Below are 21,683 nucleotides of genomic sequence, written 5' to 3'. Positions count from 1 at the left end.
CCAAATGAGACTTTTTGCTAAAAAACTAATTTGCATATTTTTATTGATTTCTTTTATTTTTAGTTTAATACCATTAACAGTTTTATCCCAGACTGCAATTGTACTTCCTGCACCCCAGCAGCTTTCTATTGTAATGCAAAATAATCTGCCAAGAATAGAGGTTGGGCAAGACGGTACAATTACAGTATATTTTTCATGGCAATATTCTTATTCTGATTTTAACTATTTCGAGCTATACTTAGGGGATGACCCTAACAAGTTCAGCTATGTATATACAATCTACAAAAACGTGGACCCAAATTTGACTGTAACAAATGAGCAAAATTATGTTTATAAAGTTCAAGGACTTCCCGATGGGCAAAAAATACCAAGTGGTACAATCTTCTATGCAAAGATAAGAGCAGTAAAAGTTTTGCAACAGCAGACAGGAAATGTTGTATATTACTCATCTTATTCTAATACCATAGTTTTTTTAACTCCAATATTTGTTGAAGCTACTACAGCTTCAGAAACTTCGATTGACATTGTTTGGGATGATGTGTACTATGCAGGAAAAAGGATTGACTATGATATATATGTGTCAAAAGATATAAGCTTTACGACACCAACTAAATACCAGATTGACGGGGATAGAATTACACTTTTGCAGAGCCAAAAACCAGGCGGAAGAGTTGAGATTCTGCCAAACAGAAAGTTAAAATATACAGCAACAAATCTTGCGCCGAGCAGTTTATACTATGTAAAGATTTTACCCAGGAATCTACCCTCTGAGGTAATTTGGCGAGACCCTCAGACATACACCCCGCCAAATCCAAAGATAATTGGCGAGGCTGCAACCTACATTCAGGCAGAGGCCCAAAGAATTGCTGACAATGTAGTGTGGCTCAAATGGGCAAAGGTTAGTATTGCTGTAGGAAATGATTATGAGATATATAAAGGTAGCAAAGACCAAGTACCAACCTTGCTTGGTACGGTTTCAACAAATGAGTTTTTTGCAATGGTGAGTATAACCGAGGATGTATTTTTCAGAATTCAAGTTGATGTGATTGATGCATTTGGAAGGAAGGTCTCAATAAGGTCTAATGATTTGTATGTACATCCCTATACACTGCCTTATGCTCCACCAGCAGTAGAAGATTTGACAGCTTTTCCAAAAAGTCAGGACACTATAACCCTAAGGTTTAAGATTCCTTCTGATAAAGAGGTTGTGTATGACTTTTATTACAAAAAGTATATTGATACAAACTCAGACTTTACTCTATATGTTCCCAATTACCAGATGAAAGATTCTGATATTGAGAAAGATGCCAACAACATTCCTACTGACTACTATAGATTTGACATTACTGGACTTGAAAAAAATACTGTATATGTCTTAAAAGTAGTTGTAAAGAAAAGGTTCTTCGACTATGAATCTGGTACTTACATATACAGAGAATCAACACCCGCCATGGCAATCTCCTATACACTATCTGGAGATATTGCTCCGCCAACCACCCCCACATCACTTTCTGTGGTGTACTGCACATATGATAGTGTAACGCTTTCTTGGACGCCTATTTACATTGCAGGTACTCAACCACCTGTAATTGACCAGAGTATATCATATGAGGTGAACTTTGCACTCTATAAGGATGGTATGGACCTTACTCACCCAGAAAATCTTGACTTGACAAATTTTCAAAGAATTGTACTTTCAAATCCTCAAATTGACTCAAGTGGCAAGATAACTTTTAAGGTGGGAAATTTAAATCCTGATACAAGATATGTATTTTTCATAAGAGCAATTAGGAGGATAGACAACAAAGACTATTATTCACTGCCTTCAAATGTAGTTATGGCAACAACACTTGCAAAGTATGAAGTGCCTCTTCCCTCAAAGCCGCCGATTGTCGAAAATTTGAGTGTAGTATCAACTACATACAATACCATAACACTTTCATGGCAGTTTATGGAAAACCTCTATTTTGAGATTCAGATTTCGGAGGATATAAAAAATAGTAGTGGATGGAAAACAATATCTGATAGTTTCAAGCCTTCTATAAAAGAGATTGACTATCAAACAGGTATTTGTTATTTTACAGCAAAAGATTTGAAGCCAGATACATTGTACTACTTTAGGGTAAGAGCTTATATCATAAAAGACAACCAGAGAATTTATTCAGACTATAGTAGTCCTGTCTTTGGGAAGACGCAAAAAATGCCACCACCAAAGACGCCAATTGCCTTTGGAATAAAAGATTACGGCAAAGACTATGTTGTTTTTGTATGGGAACTTGCAGAAACAGGAAGAAAGTACATGATAGAGGTTGCGGATAACATTGCTTTTACAAACTCGCAAAAGTATACAACTGATGTAGACGCGACAGAGTACAAAGTTGAGAAGCTCAAGCCCAACACACGTTACTATGCAAGGCTTTTTGCAATTGGCTCAGACGGGCAAATGTCGCAGGCCACTGACATTATCTCATTTGTTACAAAAAAGGATGTGAGTGAATACACAGGGGTAGTTGAACCAGTTGAAGATACAACAGCTCCTACGGTGATAACTGAAGATGTTTCTAACAAGACAATGACTATTGAAATTACCTATAAATACGTAAATAGCACATTAGATTCAAAACCAGTTGTAATTGACTTTACAAAAAGGGCAAATAATGTAATTTCGCAGTTTGTATTAAAGATAAGATATGATGTTTTAGGTGCACTTATAAGACTTAACAAGAGTTGTCAAGTTATCTTGGATGAAGCAAATGCCGAGTTTGATTTTAGCAGTCTTAATGTAGATGAGTTAAAAAAGCTTTCCATTTCTAATTTTTCGCCAAGTAATATATATGTACAGCTTTCTTTTGTAAAGAGCAGTAGCAAGTTTAACATACCAAATGCTATCTCAGAAATTTATGACATAAAATTTTTGGCCTTGACATCAACACAGCAAATTGGTATTAGCAGTTTTAACTCTCCAATAAGTTTTAGTATTTCAAATAGGGAACCTTGGTCAACCATCGTACCTTATGTATTTGATCCGGTTATTATGAACTGGAAGCTACCGAGTTCTTATAAGCTTTCAAATGATAACAAAAATGTATCTTTCATCTTAAACTATCCACAAGCAGTTGTACTTACAAGAAAAAGCTTTTACAATGACATTGTACAAAGTAGTTATGCAGCAAAACTCTATTATTTATTTCAAACCATTCCAAGTGATGACCAAAGTAGTTCCATAGGCATAAAAAATCCTGTTGGAAAGTTAGAATTGGCTTCATTTTTGGTTTACTTTGCAGAGAAGAAAAAACTTTACAGGTTTGGGGTTATAAGTGAATATGTAGAAAAGGCATATAAAGCAGGTCTTATTAGCAGCATTGATGATAATTCTTATCTTACAAAAGAAGCTGCAGTTGATATGCTTGTTAAATTTTATGAGATTTACACAGGTGATAAGATTGCTACTGAAGATGTGGCGTGGAATAAGATAGGGGTTGACGATGCATATATTGATTCAATTAAGAAAGCTTATAAAATGGGATGGCTTTTTGACTATGTGACGTTCAATCCAAAAGAGACTGCAACAAGAGAGTATGTTTTGGCAGTGTTTTATCACATTGTTTCAAGAATTACTGGAAAGTAAGGGGGCAGTTTAAAAATTGAGAAAAAGAATATTGAGCTTGTGCATTTTTATTTTATTAATATTTAGCGCAATCAAAACTTTTGCAGCTGATGTGTGGTGCAAGGTAGAGTATTATTACAATGGCACAAATTATATGAAGGTGACGCTTTATTCGAAGAGTAACAAAACTTATTATGTGAAAGGATTTACCAGGGATTCTGACAATCAGGTGAGTATATATTTTTCAGATAAGAAAAATTTAATTTCTGACACAAATACAGTTCTTATACCACAAAGCATGTTTCTGATGCCGGTAAGAGTAATATTGGTAAATTCAAATGGTTCCCCTTTGTTTAGCGATATTAAAGATTCTCCATATAAAGATTATATCTTATACCTTGCAAGTATTGGAAAGATTGATGGATATAAAGATGGTACTTTCAGGCCCAAAAAAGGCGTAACACGCCAAGAGTTTGCAAAGCTTTTTGTAAATGTTTTTGATATAAAGACAAATCAAAGTGTAACAAGATATTCTTTTGCAGATATAAAAGATTGCTGGGCGAAAAATGAGATTGAAACTTTGGCTAAAATGGGGATATTAACAGGTGTGAAAGGCAAAAATGGGGTTTTGTACTTTAAGCCACAAGATGGCATTACTTATGAGCAGGCAATTACTATTATTGCAAGATATTTAAAATTAGAGGCTGTTTCAAAGAAAGATTATAAGTCGTGGGCAAATGATTATATAAATGCCTTTATTGACAATAATCTTCTGAGCGAAAAAGAGATAAATGTTTTAAAATTGAATAGCTTTGCAACACGTGAGTGGATTGCATACATTTTGAGCAAAGCTGTATTAAGATAGGTACAATGAGAGCCAGAAATAAGGTATTGATAAAAACAAAAATGGGTGTATAATTATAACGTATGTTTATAAATCTGACCAACGAAAGGAGTATGAAGGTGGTGTATAAAAAACTAATTACTATTTGTCTACTTGTTCTATTTATAGCTACATTTTTGAGTGGTTGTAGTAATAAAAACCAAAACATTTCCACACTGCAAAAAATAAAACAAAATAAAGAGTTTGTAGTTGGAATGGACAATACGTTCCCGCCCATGGAGTTTACAGATGATAACAACAACACAGTTGGGTTTGATGTTGACCTTGCAAATGAAATAGCAAAAAGGCTTGGTGCCAAACTTAAAATTGTTGCAGTTGACTGGAGCGGGATTCAAAGTGCTCTCAAATCCAAGAAATTTGATGCCATAATTTCATGCTTTAGTATTACAGATGAAAGAAAGAAGGCATTTAACTTAGCTGGCCCATACCTTTATATTCGTCAGGTTATTGCTGTTAAAAAAGGCGATACCTCTATTAAGAGTTTTGAAGATTTGAAAGGTATTAAGATAGGTGTTCAGGCAAACACCACAGGTGATAGTGCTGTTCAAAAGATGAAGTTTATAAACTATGAAAAAGATGTAACAAGGTATGAGAGGATTACTGATGCTTTTAATGATCTGGACATTGGGAGAATAAAGGCTGTTGTAATTGATAGTGTTGTTGCATATTACTACAAAAAACAAAACCCTGAAAAGTTTGATATAGCACCAGCTGAGCTTGAAAAGGAGCCTGTTGGTATTGCACTCAGAAAAGAGGATAAAGATCTTTATGAAGAGATTCAAAAGATTTTGAATCAGCTAAAGGAAGATGGAACTATCGCAAAGATATCAAAGAAATGGTTTGGCGAAGATATTACCAAGTAAATAGAGGTGGCAAAAGTTGGCTGAAAATGTCATAATAAAATACTTCCCTGTGCTTTTGAAAGCAAGCGTTGTTACAATCGAGCTTACTGCAATTGCAGTAACAATTGGGCTTGTTTTTGGACTGATTGCAGCGCTGTTTAGAATTTCGAAGCTGAAAATTTTAAATTTAATAGGTAGCTTTTATGTTTGGCTATTTAGAGGTACTCCGCTACTTTTGCAGATATTCTTCATTTACTATGGTCTTCCCAAAATTATTCCCGCACTTACACTGCCTGCTTTTTTGGCAGGAGCAATTGCTCTTATTATTAACTCTGGGGCATACACAGCAGAGATAATAAGAGCTGCTATTTTGTCTATTGACAAAGGTCAGTATGAAGCAGCAAAAGCCTTGGGTATGACATACCTTCAGACAATGAGGTATGTAATTGTGCCACAGACATACAAAAGACTTATACCACCTATTGGCAATGAATTTATTGCGCTATTGAAAGACTCATCACTTGTGTCAACAATAGGAATGGTTGAACTAATGCGTGCAGCACAGCTAAAAGCATCTCAAACAGGAAGGGATGCAGAGATTTATATTGCTGCGCTTATTATTTATTTAGCACTCACCACAGTTTTTTCCACAATATTTAATTGGCTTGAAAAGAGGCTGGGGAGATATGAAGGACAGTGAGATGACAAAAAAGAAGATGATAATAGCAAAGGACATCGTCAAATACTTTGGACACAACCTCATATTGGACAAGATTTCATTGGAAGTTGACAGAGGAGAGGTTGTAGTAATTATAGGACCTTCTGGTTCAGGCAAGAGCACTTTTTTGAGGTGTCTTAATCACTTAGAGAGGATTAACTCAGGGTACATCGAGATTGATGGGTTTGTGATTGAAGACAAAAGGCTTCATGAAAAACACAAAAAGCACAGCCCAAAGGAGATAGCAAAGTTTTGTTCTCAGATAGGGATGGTGTTTCAGCGATTTAACCTTTTCCCTCACATGACAGCACTTGAGAATGTCATAATTGGTCCGATTGTTGTCAATAAAATGAAAAAGGAAGAAGCAATTGAGATTGGGCTTGAGCTTCTTGATAAGGTGGGATTAAAAGATAAGGCAAATTCATACCCTGCTCAGCTTTCTGGTGGGCAGCAGCAAAGAGTTGCTATTGCAAGAGCTTTAGCCATGAAACCTAAAGTGATGCTGTTTGATGAGCCGACATCGGCACTCGACCCTGAACTTGTCGGCGAGGTTTTGAACGTTATGAAAGAGCTTGCAAATGAAGGAATGACAATGCTTGTTGTAACTCACGAGATGGGGTTTGCAAGAGAGGTTGCTGACAGGGTTGTGTTTATGGACAAAGGGAGGATAATCGAAGAGGGGCTTCCGGATGAGATTTTTACAAACCCGAAAGAAGAGAGAACAAGACAGTTTTTGCAAAAGATATTGTGAACAGTTTAAAGAAAATAAACTGTTTAGCTGGATTTTTAAAGGGGCTGTCTGAAGAGCAATATTGGCAGCCCTTTAAGTTTGTTTACAAAATTTTAAATGAAAGGAAGAAGTATTAAATTGAGCACAAGAAAAAGGATTTTAGCGGATGGAATACTTCTTTTTGTCACAATGGTGTGGGGAAGTTCATTTGTACTTATGAAGAATACAATCTCCCAGCTTCATCCTTTGACATTTTTGGCAATAAGGTTTTTGTTAGCATGGCTTGTTGTCACAGCAATATTCTGGAGAAATCTTAAAAAATTAAAACCAAAAGAAATAGTTTATGGAAGCATAATTGGTTTTTTTCTTTTCTTAGGAATGGCTCTGCAGGTTGTGGGATTAAAATACACGTACGCATCAAAATCAGCGTTTATAACAGGTTTGACAGTAGTTTTAGTGCCTATTTTTGCAGGTATAATTGAAAGAAAGATTCCCAGAGTAAATGTCATAGTTGGTGTAATTTTTGCTTTTGTAGGGCTCTTCCTTTTAAATGGAGCTAAAATCTCACATTTTAATTTTGGAGATTTTCTTACCTTGCTTGCAGACTTTGGATTTGTCTTTCAGATTATATTCATTGACATCTTTACATCAAAAGAAGATGTGAGTACAATCAACATTGCAATATTTCAGCTCATGAGCGCTGCTGTTTTGTATATTATTTTTTCTTTGTTTTTTGGAGTAAATCCTTTTAGTATCAAGCTTACATTAAATTCAATACTTACAATCTTAATCACAGGCATTTTTGGAACGGCTCTTGCTTTTACAGCACAAGTTTTTGTTCAAAAATACACAACACCAACTCACACGGCTTTGATATTCTCTGCCGAACCTGTGTTTGGTGCGATATTTTCTGCATTAATTCCTTCTACAGTTACTCACACAACTGAAATTTTGCCTTTGATTTCTTACATAGGATGTGGTTTAATCTTAATTGGTATGGTCATAGCTGAGCTAAGCTTTAATAAAAATCTGGATATGGAGTTGAGCTGAAAAAATGGAGATAGTTTTCTTAGGTGGTGCTAAAGAGGTTGGTGCATCTTGTGTTTTAATTAAAGCTGGTGGCAAGAACATCTTAGTTGACTCTGGCATAAGAATGAAAGAAGACAAGCTACCAAACTTGCAACTTCTTCGCGAGCTTGGTGGGGCTGATATCTGTCTTATTTCACATGCTCACCTTGACCACATAGGGAGTCTTCCGCTTATTGCAAGAGAGTATCCTCATATATTCTTCTATACCAATCAGCCAACAAAAGATTTGATAAAAGTGCTTTTGTACGACAGCTTAAAGATTATGGACTCAAAAGAAGATGAGATTCCTATTTATGCAGAAAAGAATGTTGAAGATTTACTTGATAGAACAATCACATACGGGTTTAATTGTACATTTGAGCCTTTAGAAGGGATAAAGGTTACTTTTTTCCCTGCAGGACATATCCTTGGTGCTTCGATGATTTTTATACAAACTCAGGAAGGGAGTGTTCTATACACAGGAGATTTTTCCACTGACAAGCAGCTTACTGTTGACAAAGCATCAATTCCTAAAATAAGACCAGATGTTGTAATTTGTGAGTCAACCTATGGTGACAGGCTTCATACCAACAGAAACTATGAGGAGGAAAGACTATTTAACAGTATATACGAATTTATTTCAAAAGGAGGCAAAGTTTTAATTCCTGCATTTGCAATTGGAAGAGCGCAGGAGATAATTTTGATTTTAAGAAACTACATGAAAAAGAAAAAAGTAGAGTTCAATGTATTTATTGATGGAATGGTAAGAGAAGTCATAAGAGTTTATAAAAACAATCCAACATTTTTGTCTTCAAGATATTACAAAAAAGTATTGAAAGGTGAAGAGATTTTTTTATCAGATAACATCGATATAATTACTGACAAAAAACAAAGAGAAGAGATTATGTCCTCATCAGACCCATGTGTTATCATTTCAAGCTCAGGAATGTTAACTGGCGGTCCTTCTGTATTCTATGCAGAGAAATTAGTAGAAAATCAAAATGCGCTGATTGCAATTACAGGATATCAAGACGAAGAGTCGCCGGGCAGGAAACTTCTTGAACTGACTGAGCTTCCAGAGAGTGAGAGAAAGATTGAACTAAATGGCAAGGAATATGAAGTAAAGTGCAAGGTTGAAAAGTATGGTCTTTCTGCACATGCAGACAGGGATAGTATATTAGGATTTTTAGCAATGCTAAAACCAAAAACTGTAGTTTTTGCTCATGGAAGTGAGGAGGCAATTTCGCAACTATCGGATATGGCAATAAAAGAGATAGAAAGTGCTGTTTTAATTCCGCAAAATGGAGAGATGAATACAATTTCAATTGAAAAGCCAAGAAGACAGCTTTCATTTTTCAATGTCAAAAAACTAAGTAACATTGAACCTCTGAATGAAGAAAATATCAAAAGTTTGTGGGAATATCTTCTTGAAAGCAAACAAGAAGCAAACCATATTACAGCAGAGCATGCAATTCTGATTTGGAATGGGAAACAGTTTTTAGAAAGAGATGAGGTAAATAGGGTATTTGAACTTTTAAAATCTTCCCCATATTTTGAGCAAAATCCACGAAAACCTTATCTTTTTAGGATTTTGTCAAGAACTGAAGTTGAAGACAAGCTGAAGCCAAAGCCTATGGAACAGAACAAGATGAGAGAACTTGCTTTTGAAATGTTTAAAGATTTTGGACTTTACAAAGTTGGAATGGATATCGAAAATGTTGTGGTCACCTTTTATTTTAACTTTCCACACATAGCAAATAGGCTTGAAGATAAAATAAAAGAGTTTGAGGAAAAGACCCTGTGGAAGGTAGAGGTAAATCCAAATATAAATCTAACATATGCTCAAAAATATCTACAAAAGTTATTAGAAGATGAAGGTGTTAAGCTTTTAAAATTTTCATACAATCCTGTGATAAATGCTATTGTAGTAAAACCAAACAAAGAATTTGATTCGATGAAGGAACTGTGCTCTAAATTTCTTGATGAGACAGGCATTGAGCTTATATTTGACATTGAAAATAAAGAGGATTGTACAGCAAGACTTCAAAATAAAGACAGGATGGAGCAGAACAAGGCTTTGCTCCTGATAGACCTGTATTTTGAAAATGAAAAAGACAAGGTTTACAAGAAGAGCATAAAAGAGGGTGGAAAATACATTGAACTATCATTTGTAACACCCTTTGTTGCCGAAAAGTACAAAGATAAGCTCAATGAACTTTCGCAAAAAACAGGCTGGGAGATAAGGATTTCACAGACAATAAACCAGGTTGAAATGGTAAATATTCTGAAAGATATTTTGGCTCGGCATAACATCGATTTGGTAAAAAATCCAAGTATTTATCCTACAACAAGAGAAGTTAGGGTAAAATTGGCTGAGGAAGTTTCAGAGGGTATTGTAGATAAAATTGCAAATGAATTTTATGAAAGAACAGGATTTTATTTAAAGATTTAAAGTTTGTTTACTTCAAAGGATAAAAGAGGGATGGGGGATTATAATGGTTGTCAAAGTTGATATAAATAGTGATATTGGAGAGAGCTTTGGTGTATATAAAATAGGGATGGATGATGATGTAATAGAGCAAATTTCGTCTGCAAATATTGCATGTGGATTTCACGCAGGTGACCCTAATGTGATGGCTGACACTGTCAGAAAATGTGTTGTAAAAGGTGTGGGGATTGGTGCTCATCCTGGATATCCTGATTTGCTGGGATTTGGAAGAAGAAATATGGATATCTCACCACTTGAGGTAAAGAATTATGTTATATATCAAATTGGTGCGCTGCAAGCATTTGCAAAGGTCTTTGGGACAAAGCTTCAACATGTAAAGGTTCATGGTGCTTTGTATAACATGGCGGCAGTAGATGAAAAGCTTGCTCTGGCTATTGCTGAATCCATTGCTTTGGTAGACCAAAACCTCATATTTGTTGGGATGGCTAATACAGCTATGGAATTTGCAGCACAAAAAGTGGGCTTGAGATTTGCTTGTGAGGTATTTGCTGACAGAAATATAAACCCCGATGGTACCTTGGTTTTAAGAAAGTATCCAAACGCAATTATTCATGACCAAGAGCTTGCTTGCAGGAGAGTACTTCAGATGGTCAAAGAAGGGGTTTGTGAAGCCATAGATGGAAGCCTTATTAAAGTAAAAGTTGATACAATATGTGTCCATGGTGATAATCCACAAGCTGTACAATTTGCTAAAAAAATCAAAATAACTTTAGAAGAAAATGGAGTTAAAGTTATGCCGCTGGCTAATATTTTGTAATAATTGCCTTTGCAGTGAAGAGAGGTTGGATATAAGATGTACAAAGAGCCTAAAATTTTGGTGTGTGGAGATAGAGCTATTGCAGTTGAATTTGGTGATGAAATAAGCAAAGAGTGCAATGAAAGTGTTATAAGACTTTATAAGATGCTCCAAAAAAAGAATATTGAAGGTATTGACTCAGTGATTCCAACTTATAGGTCACTTCTCATTAAATACAACCCTTTGAAGATTACTTATGAAAAGCTTTTACAAATAGTTAAAGAAATTAGCGAAAGCAAAGCTGAAAACCAAGAAGCTGTGAGTGCTAAAGTGTATGAAATTCCAGTTGTTTATGGCGGGGAATTTGGACCAGACTTGGATTTTGTAGCAAAATATAATAATTTAACTGCAGAAGAAGTGATAAATATCCACACACAGCCTCTTTATAAAATCTATATGATTGGGTTTACAATGGGATTTGCGTATTTAGGGGGTATGTCTGAAAGAATTGCAACTCCCCGTTTGGAAAAGCCAAGAACGGAGGTAAAAGCAGGTTCAGTAGGTATTGCTGGTAGTCAAACAGGTATCTATCCACTTTCTATTCCAGGCGGTTGGAGAATAATTGGGCGAACTCCTGTAAAATTATATAATCCATCAAGCCAGAAACCATTTCTCTTTGAAGCTGGTGATTATGTAAAGTTTGTACGGATAACAGAAGAACAGTATTACCAGATAGAGAATGAAGTAAAAATGAATGTTTATCAAGTGAAGATCAGTGATTTTGCCAATCACAAAATATTCTAAAAAACATCAAATTACTTGCCTTCCCGGAAAGCAGGTGTAATAAATGGAATGCTTTAAAGTTTTAAACCCAGGGTTTTTCACAACAATACAAGACTTAGGAAGATATGGTTATGAAAGTCAAGGTGTTCCTAATGCAGGTGCAATGGACGAATTTGCACTTAGAATTGCAAATATTCTAGTGGATAACCATGAAAATGCTCCTTGTTTAGAGATAACCTTGGTGGGGCCTGTGCTTGAAGTTTTAAATGATACAATGATAGCCGTTGCTGGTGCAGAAATTCAACCTTTAGTAAATGGTTTTTCGCGGCCATGCTGGTCATCATTTCCTGTAAGAAAGGGAGATGTTATAACCTTTAGACCAGTTAAATCTGGTTTTCGAGCATACTTAGCAGTTGCCGGAGGACTTAAAGGAGAATTTGCAATGGGGAGTTTTTCTACATATGTTAATGGTAAGTTAGGTGGAGTAAAAGGAAGACCAATCGCAAAAGGGGACATACTTGAAAGTGGAGTTCCAAAACACGGTCTTGTGCCTAAAAAGATCAGGGATGAGTTTTTGCCGATCTATTCTGAAGAAGAGGAAATAAGAGTGATATTAGGGCCTCAAGACAATTACTTTACTAAAGAGGCTATCGAAATCTTTTTAAATTCTACATATCTCATTACAGAAGATTCTAATAGAATGGGCTACAGACTTGAAGGGCCTCCGATAAAAGCAAAAGAAAAACATGATATAATTACTGATGGGGTTGTTCCGGGGAGTATTCAGGTACCTGCAAACGGAAAGCCAATTATCCTTCTAAAAGACGCCCCAACTACAGGTGGGTATGTAAAGATAGCCACAGTTATTTCACCTGATTTATCAAAGCTTGCACAGCTAAAACCGGGAGATAGGCTTAAGTTTAAAGCAATTGACCTTTTGCAAGCTCATCAAGTTCTTTCTGAATTTGAGGATAAAATTGGGCAGATTAAGAAAAGCTTAAACATGGTTAGGTATTTTCATGTAAGGATAAATGAGAAAGATTATGATATTGGGCTGGAAATTTTGTAAAAGTGTTTGCAGTTAAAATTAGATGGAAGAGAAACAGCCATTTTTAAAAAGTTAATTTACATTTTTGTTTAGTTGTGATATTATATTACATATAAAAGTTTGTTTAGCAAATCTTTTTTGGTCAAAAAGGGATAATATTTTTCATTTCGTTATCTGTAAGATGTAAGCATGTTAGCTTAAGACAGGGGTAGTGCAGGAAACAGGTACTTCAGATAGTCAGGATTGGGTTCAACTCCCACACTCACCAGTTTTCTGGTGGGTTGCTGTTTCCGCTTTTTTCCCCTGTTTTAGAGTTTCTAAGTATTGCTAATAGACAAAAAACAGTTTTTGACCTATATGAAAAATTGAAAAACATTGCTGCTTTTATTCCATTGAAACTCGAATGCGGAAGAGAGAGATACATGGGGGTTGGTTCATTTTGTTTTTGGAGGAATATTCAAGGAAGGGATAAGGGTGAAATTTAATCAAAAAGCGGGTGAATATAATCCAGATGAACTGACTTCCAACAAAGAGAGACATGTAGCGTTTAAGATGAGATCTGTCGAAAAACTTGTAACTTAAGTTCTGACTTCTTTTTTTGATGAAGACAGGTTTTACGGAGACAATTTACAAGAGATTTTAGACAATTTAGAGAGGTTATTAAAGAAGACCTAAAGTTTATGGCAAAACTTACAATATTTGTAAGAAACGAGTTTGGCATGAGGAGCATTTCTCATGTGCCTGTCGGAGAGCTTGCACATGCACAGGAAGGAAAACATTATGTAAGAAGAATAACTCCGAAAGTTTGTCAAAGACCTGATGATATGACCGAAATACTTTCATATTATCTTTCAACATATGGAAGCTAATTCCAAATTCTCTTAAAAAAGGTGTTACCGATGCTCTTCATAAATTTGATGAATATCAGCTTGCAAAGGATAACAGACGTACTACTGTAAAGTTAAGGGGGGTTCTATTTATTTTTCATCCAAAGCCCAGAGACAGTGGTCAGGCAGATTTATGGAAAAGACTAATTGAAAATAAGCTTTCTACTCCATATACATGGGAAACTGAAATATCTACCAAGGGCAACAAAAAAGAAGTTTGGGAAGAGCATATTGATTCTGGAAAACTTCCTTATATGGCACTTCTGAGAAACTTTCGAAGTATAGTCAAAAGCAAGTGTTTCGAATATTGATAGAGTATATGAAATACTTTTGGATGAAAAACGAATAGAAGGCAGCAAAGTTTTGCCATTCAGGTTTTTTGCTGCACACAGAGAGCTTGAAAATTCACATTTGAGAACAAATAATCTGTATGCAGTTTTGGGAGAAGTTCTGAAAAAGTCTATAAAAAACATACCAAAACTTGTAGGAAAGACGTTTATAGCAGCTGATGTATCAGCTTCTATGGCATGGACAAGGCTTTCAAGAGAGTCTTCTTTTAGTGTGGCAGATATAGCAGTGCTTTTCTTGGCAATGGCAAACTATATATGTGAGGATACCATAACAGTTACATTTGACACAGAGCTTAAAAAAGTTGTTCTTGACCCGAATGGTAATATTATAGCTAATGCAAAGAACATACCGATTACGGGTGGCGGTACTGATATTAATTTGCCCATAAAATATCTTCTTAAAAATAATATATTTGTTGACAGAATTATTATTTTCAGTGATAATCAAATCAATGTTGATTTTGACTATGTGTGCCAGAAACTTGTTGACAGGTACCGAAAGATGATAAATCCAAACGTATGGGTTCATGCTGTTGATTTGGAAGGATATGGCACACAGCAGTTCAAAGGAGATAAAGTTAACATTATAGCCGGATGGAGTGAAAAGGTGTTGGAGTTTATACCTCTTGCTGAGCATGGCGTAACAACATTGGTTGATAGGATAAAAAAATATGAAATATAGTTTGGCAAACATTACTCTTATCTTACACTTATAGTCTAAAAGCAAAAAATTATAAACTGAAAATATATTATGCGACCTAAGAGAGAACTTACTTGATATATTTATTTTTTCTAAATTATCATAGAACAGAAATAAATAATATAAATTTTTAGCAGCAATAGAAAAGTAAAACACTACTAAAATATAGAGCACAATGTGTTAACAGTAAATAGGGATATAAGACTATAGTTTATTTATGATTAAAAAAACAGTTAAAGAAGAAATTGGGGGGTAAATTATGCCGGAGATTTTTGACTTAGGAGTTGTAATAAAAAGAGGTTTTGAAAACCTTATAAAAGAAGGATATAATCCTGACGAATTTAGTCAACGTTTTAAAGCCATATATGACGAAATTGTCTCAAGTGAAGCAAATCCAGCGATTAGATTCTTATTGACAATAGCATCTATTGAAATTACTCCCCCCGATGCTATTACCAGTGCGTTTACATCTGAAGATTACCGAATTTATATAAATCCAGCCCTGCTTAAAGGACTTCTTGAAACTTATAAAGGGCTTTATGATAATGCTGCAGTAAATATTTATTTCAAAAACGACGTAAAAGCTTTGATACTCCATGAAGAGTCGCATGTGTTGATGGAACATGTGAGAGAAGTTAAAACTATACATCAAGTTTATAAATCTCTACTTACAACCGAGGAAATAAACAGCTTAACTAATATATTCCAAGATTACGTTATAAACAGATGGGTGGTGGAGAAATATTTTGAAAATAGTGCCAAATTAAGTTTCTTTAGTAACTATATCCGAAATTCTGTTTTGCTGAAAAGTGGCATTTTTAAACCCGAGAATGTTAAGAAGGCAATTGAATTCGGCATTTCAGCTGGGTTATTTCCTTTTTCATCTAACAGGGAAAAAGTATATAAGATAATATATAACATAAAAGAGGGTGATTTCGATTGGAAAGAACCTTTTGAAGTATATATTTCAGGTGTTAACCAGCTGAGAAAAACTCACCAATCTAAAAAAGAGGAGAAGATGATTATTTGCAGTAGTGAGAATCAATTATTTAGAGAAGTGCAAAGTTTGGAAGACTCTTTACGGTTGGATTCTAATAACAACGAACTTCAAGAATTGACAATAGGAAAAAGAGTAGAGGTAAACGAAAAAGTAATTCTTTCACGTGAACTGTCAAGTGGACAAGTTTCACAAAAAAGGTTAGAAATGCTAATAAGACAGAGTAGAACTATTCAAGACGGAGGAATAGGTAAGAAAGACCAGCAAGTTGCAGATAATACTATAGAGCAACTATTGGATAAAATTCTGGAGGTATTAAGTGGAATGGCATCCGGCTATGTTCCAGCAGGTTTGAAAATTTGTATTGATAAATGGAAAAAGAAAAAAATGAAAAGAGATTGGAATAAGTTTGTTAGAATAACAGTGAATAGTTATCATGGTAAAAAAGTTTTTAGCAATTACAATCGGCCTTCGCGAAGGGTAGGTGATGATTTTCCAAGTATTGGGTTTTTCTCAAGAGCAAACAGGGCATTTATCCTGGTTGATACGAGTGGTTCTATGGATTCAGACAGTATTACAACATGTGCAGATATTGCAAACGAATTAAATAAACATAATGTAGAATCACAAATAATTTGTTGGGATGCTGCTGTATATGCACCTATTAAGATAAAGACAGAGAGTGATATAAGAAAAGCATTGGCAAATCTAAAAGGCGGCGGTGGAACTGTTATAAAGCCTGCACTTGAGGACGTTAGCAAACGCGTAAAGTGGAGAGATGTAGTATTTATTATTTCTGACATGTATATTAGCGATATATGTGAAGAGGAAACCAAAAAAACTCTTATTGAAATATCTCGAAAAACAGGTAACACAATTTTAATTTTCAATACAACCAAAAAGGCTAAAATACCGGAATTACCTGCTTGTGTTGTGTTTAACAAAGATGAGTCTTTTACAGATTCATAAGTTTAATTTCGTCATAAAAAGTTACTCAGGTGTTAAAGGGGGTTTTTATGTGTCTGTTATTCCTCTTGGCAAATTTAATAAGTTTTACAGAGATTATTATCTAAACGCATACAATAAAGGGTTAGAAATTCCTGCTATACTGATAAGTTCTGCTGCGGGTATAGGTAAAACAGAGAGCATACACCAATTAGCACGAGAAATTGCCGAAAGGCTTAACCTTGAGTTTTTAGATACTTCAAAAATAAGGGATATGCTGCCAAAGCACCTTAAACCATACGAAACTGGCGAGAAAAAAGCCTTTATCTTTCATAATGTGAATCTATCAATTATAGAACCTATTGATTTTCAGGGTCTTCCTGCCAAAGAAGATGGGAAAACAATATATTACCCTCCAGCATGGGTTGTTTTGATGGTTAAAAATCCAGGTATATTATTTCTTGACGAGATAACTAACATTCAAAGGGCTGATATGTTTAGTGCACTCCACAAGGTTATTGCAGAAAAATGTGTGGGCGATGTGAGGTTGCATCCACAGGTTCATATTGTTTCTGCATGTAATCCTCCTGAGTTTAGTGAGCTTGCAAATGATTTGCCTGAATCTCTTGTCAACAGGTTTCAAACTATCCAGGTGGTATTTGACAAGGACGCATGGGTAAATTATATGTCTGATAAGTGGAGAGAGATACCACAACACGTTTTTGAATATATTGGCAGAGTTATGGCTGAAAGTGGAATTTCAAAAATAAAAGGTACTCAAAATTATTTAACGCCGCGTTCTGCAGAATACTTTATTAAAGCGTGCATTGTAAATGGCATAAATTTCCGAACTCCGTATAACACTGAACGGAGAGAGTTTGTTAGTTTTTTAGCTGAAAGTTTCTTTGGTGCTGATAAAGATAAATGTTCAAAAATAATCCATTATCTAACAGTTTCCGGAGAAATTTTAAATGCTCTTAAAGAAGGGGATTTTGAAACTGTAAAAGCAAGATATGAAGGATTAGATAATTTTGACAAACTAGTTATGCCTATAATGTTGGTATCTTATCTACCTCAATCAATAAAAGAGTTTAACAAAATATTGAAAGACCAAAAAGTTTTTGAGACTTTTAAGAAGTTTGCAGATATACTTTGCAGAGAAAATAACCAAAATATGTCTAATATGATTTATGCAATTTTTTCGCGTGAGATGCATGACGAGAAGTTACGATTCAAGAACTGGGATGACTTTAGGGAATTTTTGGGTAAATCAATTCTCATTGGTGGTTTATTCAGCGATATTCTTGGCAATGGTCTTAATTATCAAAATACTATTGAGAAAATTAACGAAATAGAACAGATGAGAACAAGTCACTTAGGAAGGTATTTAAATTATTCTGTTTTTGAAAAAGAAATTCTAAACACTATTGTATCTGGTCAAGGTAAGTTTCAAAAAAACCTCAAAAGTGTTTTTGCTATAGTTTTTAATACGATGGTAGAAAGCGATAAGCTTAAAGAACTTTTAACTACCGATGAGGCAATAGAGGGATTGCTGGGAAGCATAAAAAAATCATGAGATATATTTTATTTTTTAAATAATTGTTCAATGAGGGGAGGATAATGTAATTGATTTCTGAGTATATCAGTCAAAAAATAGATTATGCAAAACAAGAACTCAGAAAATATAATATTGACATAGACAATGAAGTTTTTTGTAACTTTGATAACTATCGCAACCACGAAAAAATAATAGGTTATCTTTGTGATATAAACACTGGCAAAAAAAGTATATCTCTTTTTGAATACTTGCTTTCGAAGAAAGAGTATAAGATGTACCGTGTTGATATTGTTACTAAAAAAATAGCAAAGGCTTACATTCCAGAGTTCAATGGTAAAAGTATTATTGGAGTGCCATGCAGCAATACTGATGAGAGAAGTTCAAAAGTTTATATGATTTACACTAACTGGGATAAACCACAGAAAAAGAAGAAAAATAACACTATTTTTATTGGAGGTTACTTATATACTTTTGAAAAAGACAAGTGGTGGTGTTTTGTCAAGTTTAGTGATGAACTTAACCTCGAAAAAATGGAAAACAAAATAAAAATTTTTCCTTATTTTATTTTTATAAGGCAAACAGAAAAAGGCTATGAAGTAATAAGAAAATTATTCATAGATACAATTTATGAAGTTATGTATGGACTAAAAAGTTATTTTCATTATCAACAACTTACTAATGACATAATTTGGATAACTTCTCCAGCGCTTAAAGCGAAGGAGTTCAATCCTGATGACCAGACTAAAACGCTTTTTTCTTTAGTAAATCATAAAGTTAAAGACATGCTATTAAAATGGGGAGAGACATTTTTGATTCCAATTGAACCTTCAGGGCTCAATGTTTGTTCAGAAAAAAGAACAGCAGAATGGTTTGGTCTGGCATCTGCTTATATGCAAGATATAGTTCAATGTTTAATAAATGTTTTTTTGAAATATGTCAAAAGTAACAGGAAATGCAAATATTCAGTTGAATCTTGTACTACTAAAACGGGAGAAGAAGTAGCTTTTTTAATAAAAGTTTTAGATGACAGTAGTAACAATAAGCTTATTTTTAGAACAGAGTACCTCTGTAGAGAACACAGGCTTGAAGTTTTGAATAACGAAGATTTACAGAAATTTAAAAACAAAAATGTAAAGATTAAATGCAATTATTTCTGTTATGCTAAACATAGCTGCCTTAAGTTTGAGATAACTCTAAAATCTGATGGTAATTATACTCTTCAACCGCTAATCAGAACTGTAGATAATACTACGGAGTTTAAAACTACATTGGATAAGCTGATAGCAAATACTAATAGAGAGTTAATGCTTGAGATTGAATTTGCCAAGAAACCTGAATACGCGCATAAGCCAGTTGTTTTTAAAATTAAAGATATGGCAAGTTTTGAATTTAGCTGGAATAGTATACAAAAAATATTATATGGTAAAGATGTTATTCCAGAGATCTTTGCTACATGCGAAGGAGCAATGCCAAATGATTTGATAAATGAATTATTAAAAGAAGAAATTGTACAGACCATAAAACAAGAGGAAGATATAGAACTCGTATTGTAAATTAATCTCATTATTACTATATTATCGACAATATTTTAACTATTTTAAAAATGAAGGTTTGGGAGGAAAATTTTCTGATGAGAAACTATTTAACACAGGATATATTGAATATGTTGAAAGAGCTTGGTTCGCAAATAAAATAAAACCATTGTTAAAAATTCTTAAAGACAGAATGGGCATTTTATTGGTCGATGATGAAAAATCAATTTTACCTCTCTGGAGGTATCCAAATAGTTCAAAATTGAAAAAATTGATTAGAGAAACAAATGTTGAAGCAAAAAAATTATAGCTGGTCAAAAAACGGTAAGACAGAAGCAATGAAGTTACCTGTATCATCTGAAAACTTGTTTCAAAACTTCAATGTAATAGTAGAGTTTGATAAAAAGGGAAAGATATATAATCCTGATATTTTTCTAATTGACAGCAGAGAGAACTATCTCTGCACAGGCAGCTTGTTAGATATACCCAAATATAAATCTCTTATAAAAAATATATGCCAAAGTGTTAGGGTCTGTAAATAATTTTGTGTATTTAAGTTAAACCATCCTTCTTGCGAGAAATCATCTGGAATAATTTTGTTTGTTTTCTATTTATTAGTATTACCGTTTTAAAATTTTGCTTTTGTACTTTTTAATAAAGATAGTCGTTACTCTCTTCACTATTATTATTTTGGAGTTTTTACTATGATTTTAACTCAGGGAGGAAAGCATTTTTATTAATATCTCTTTATTGCTTAATCTGATAATTTTGTTTATTTGTTCAGGTCGGTTTTATTCCACAGACTCTTAAATTTTTGATAAAAAATATTCATGTTGTCCATAAAGCGTAATAATTGCCCCCTCAATTAAAAACTTGATTGTATTTATTAGGCTCTACAAGTATTAATATAAGTATGGAGTTATTTGTTAGATTTTTGAATTAAATAATTCACAAAAGCAGAACAAGTTACTACCATATATAAAGCATCTTCATAGTTTAAATTAGGTTCCTCTAATAAAGCGTGCCTTATTCCTTCGGCATCATTCGTATATCCATATAATTTTTCAAATGCTTCTTTTAATGCAGGATGTATGACATTATTTTTAGCAATAGCTTTTAAAGCGTCTCCTAAGGTTGCCTTATCTTTTCCTGAGACTTCCCTACATATTGCTTCGACAGCACTTATTGATTCTTTTATAGAATTTCTATACTTATGAGGGTCTTTACTCTCTCTATTTGATAATAATTTAATTGCTTCTTCTAGATGGAGCCTTATCACTTTATAATCATTAGGAAGATTCAATACATTTTCAATAGCATTTATTTCTTCCTCAGAAGTAATTTCTATTATGTACTTATTATTTATTATTCTAAACGCAGAATTTTCTCTTTCAAGTACTTTATTACATGAACGTGCAAACTCAATTAACAAGTAAGAGGGAATAAAATCATTGTTATTTAGAATAAATTCAATAAAATCGTACACTTCATACCATTTACATTCAAAGAAATATGTTCTCAGAAAATTATAAGCTTCACTAATCTTTGGAATTGTATCAATGGGTTTTTTAAAATAACTATCCCATATAGAGTCTAAAAGTTTCAGGAGATATTCATTATAAAGAGAATCAAGTTGATAGAGTTTCTTATAAAACCTTGTAAAACAATTCCAAAGCCCATTTCTTAAATCTTCATCAATATTATCTTTTTGGATAATGTTTTTGAGTGGTTTATATCCCTTTCTTTGCGAAAATAACATAATGTTACCC

20 protein-coding genes are annotated in these 21,683 nt (G+C 34.0%); 19 read left to right on the top strand and 1 reads right to left on the bottom strand.

Annotated features, from left to right (window positions below):
* Nucleotides 1-4 precede the first annotated feature (4 nt).
* The 19 genes from ELD05_RS09850 to ELD05_RS14115 all read left to right on the top strand — a co-directional run bounded on the left by ELD05_RS09850 (nt 5) and on the right by ELD05_RS14115 (nt 20,456).
* A complete protein-coding gene (locus ELD05_RS09850) occupies nt 5-3,628 on the top strand; it encodes a fibronectin type III domain-containing protein (RefSeq protein WP_127352294.1) in 3,624 nt (1,207 codons plus the stop codon).
* 16 nt (nt 3,629-3,644) lie between these two features.
* Nucleotides 3,645-4,472: an S-layer homology domain-containing protein gene (locus tag ELD05_RS09845; RefSeq protein WP_127352293.1), complete on the top strand. Its 828-nt coding sequence runs from the start codon at nt 3,645-3,647 to the stop codon at nt 4,470-4,472.
* A 101-nt stretch (nt 4,473-4,573) separates the two neighbouring features.
* Complete coding sequence (locus tag ELD05_RS09840; protein WP_041722778.1) at nt 4,574-5,374, top strand: ABC transporter substrate-binding protein; 801 nt, start codon at nt 4,574-4,576, stop codon at nt 5,372-5,374.
* Nucleotides 5,375-5,390: 16 nt separating this feature from the next.
* Nucleotides 5,391-6,053 carry an amino acid ABC transporter permease gene (locus tag ELD05_RS09835; RefSeq protein ID WP_011916571.1) on the top strand — a complete coding sequence of 221 codons (663 nt, stop codon included), beginning with the start codon at nt 5,391-5,393 and terminating at the stop codon, nt 6,051-6,053.
* Nucleotides 6,040-6,822, top strand: coding sequence for an amino acid ABC transporter ATP-binding protein (locus ELD05_RS09830; RefSeq protein ID WP_307720907.1), 783 nt, complete (start codon nt 6,040-6,042; stop codon nt 6,820-6,822). Before ELD05_RS09835 ends, ELD05_RS09830 begins: the two co-directional genes overlap by 14 nt.
* 117 nt (nt 6,823-6,939) lie before the next feature.
* A complete protein-coding gene (locus ELD05_RS09825) occupies nt 6,940-7,851 on the top strand; it encodes a DMT family transporter (protein WP_127352292.1) in 912 nt (303 codons plus the stop codon).
* 4 nt (nt 7,852-7,855) lie between these two features.
* Entirely contained in the window at nt 7,856-10,321 is a 2,466-nt protein-coding gene (locus tag ELD05_RS09820) for an MBL fold metallo-hydrolase (protein ID WP_127352291.1), read from the top strand.
* Nucleotides 10,322-10,364: 43 nt separating this feature from the next.
* The gene (locus ELD05_RS09815; RefSeq protein ID WP_127352290.1) at nt 10,365-11,135 is read left to right on the top strand and encodes a LamB/YcsF family protein; all 771 of its coding nucleotides are present in this window, start codon (nt 10,365-10,367) and stop codon (nt 11,133-11,135) included.
* Nucleotides 11,136-11,171: 36 nt separating this feature from the next.
* Nucleotides 11,172-11,918: a 5-oxoprolinase subunit PxpB gene (gene pxpB, locus ELD05_RS09810; protein WP_127352289.1), complete on the top strand. Its 747-nt coding sequence runs from the start codon at nt 11,172-11,174 to the stop codon at nt 11,916-11,918.
* Nucleotides 11,919-11,961: 43 nt separating this feature from the next.
* On the top strand, nt 11,962-12,966 hold the full coding sequence (locus tag ELD05_RS09805; RefSeq protein WP_127352288.1) for a 5-oxoprolinase subunit C family protein: 1,005 nt from the start codon (nt 11,962-11,964) through the stop codon (nt 12,964-12,966).
* A 408-nt stretch (nt 12,967-13,374) separates the two neighbouring features.
* Nucleotides 13,375-13,527 (top strand): hypothetical protein, encoded by a 153-nt coding sequence (locus ELD05_RS14135; RefSeq protein WP_206516878.1) that lies wholly within the window; start codon nt 13,375-13,377, stop codon nt 13,525-13,527.
* A gap of 98 nt (nt 13,528-13,625) precedes the next feature.
* Complete coding sequence (locus tag ELD05_RS14130; RefSeq protein ID WP_206516877.1) at nt 13,626-13,814, top strand: hypothetical protein; 189 nt, start codon at nt 13,626-13,628, stop codon at nt 13,812-13,814.
* Nucleotides 13,787-14,143, top strand: coding sequence for a TROVE domain-containing protein (locus ELD05_RS15045; protein WP_206516922.1), 357 nt, complete (start codon nt 13,787-13,789; stop codon nt 14,141-14,143). Before ELD05_RS14130 ends, ELD05_RS15045 begins: the two co-directional genes overlap by 28 nt.
* 19 nt (nt 14,144-14,162) lie before the next feature.
* Nucleotides 14,163-14,864 carry a vWA domain-containing protein gene (locus ELD05_RS14120; RefSeq protein WP_206516876.1) on the top strand — a complete coding sequence of 234 codons (702 nt, stop codon included), beginning with the start codon at nt 14,163-14,165 and terminating at the stop codon, nt 14,862-14,864.
* A 277-nt stretch (nt 14,865-15,141) separates the two neighbouring features.
* A complete protein-coding gene (locus tag ELD05_RS09795) occupies nt 15,142-16,848 on the top strand; it encodes a VWA domain-containing protein (RefSeq protein ID WP_127352287.1) in 1,707 nt (568 codons plus the stop codon).
* 49 nt (nt 16,849-16,897) lie between these two features.
* Complete coding sequence (locus ELD05_RS09790) at nt 16,898-18,400, top strand: hypothetical protein (protein ID WP_127352286.1); 1,503 nt, start codon at nt 16,898-16,900, stop codon at nt 18,398-18,400.
* A 254-nt stretch (nt 18,401-18,654) separates the two neighbouring features.
* Nucleotides 18,655-19,935, top strand: a complete 1,281-nt coding sequence (locus ELD05_RS09785; protein WP_127352285.1) for a hypothetical protein — start codon at nt 18,655-18,657, stop codon at nt 19,933-19,935.
* Nucleotides 19,936-19,993: 58 nt separating this feature from the next.
* Nucleotides 19,994-20,224 (top strand): hypothetical protein, encoded by a 231-nt coding sequence (locus ELD05_RS09780; protein ID WP_127352284.1) that lies wholly within the window; start codon nt 19,994-19,996, stop codon nt 20,222-20,224.
* Nucleotides 20,205-20,456 (top strand): hypothetical protein, encoded by a 252-nt coding sequence (locus ELD05_RS14115; protein WP_206516875.1) that lies wholly within the window; start codon nt 20,205-20,207, stop codon nt 20,454-20,456. The genes ELD05_RS09780 and ELD05_RS14115 overlap by 20 nt, the downstream gene beginning before the upstream one ends.
* Before the next feature lie 377 nt (nt 20,457-20,833).
* Here ELD05_RS14115 and ELD05_RS09775 read toward each other — a convergent pair whose 3' ends face one another.
* Nucleotides 20,834-21,673, bottom strand: a complete 840-nt coding sequence (locus ELD05_RS09775; RefSeq protein WP_164742596.1) for an AbiJ-NTD4 domain-containing protein — start codon at nt 21,671-21,673, stop codon at nt 20,834-20,836.
* Nucleotides 21,674-21,683: the final 10 nt, after the last annotated feature.

Source organism: Caldicellulosiruptor changbaiensis, assembly GCF_003999255.1.
GTDB lineage: Bacteria > Bacillota > Thermoanaerobacteria > Caldicellulosiruptorales > Caldicellulosiruptoraceae > Caldicellulosiruptor > Caldicellulosiruptor changbaiensis.
The sequence above is the reverse complement of the archived record's forward strand: the minus strand, read 5'-3'. Positions and strand labels throughout refer to the sequence as shown.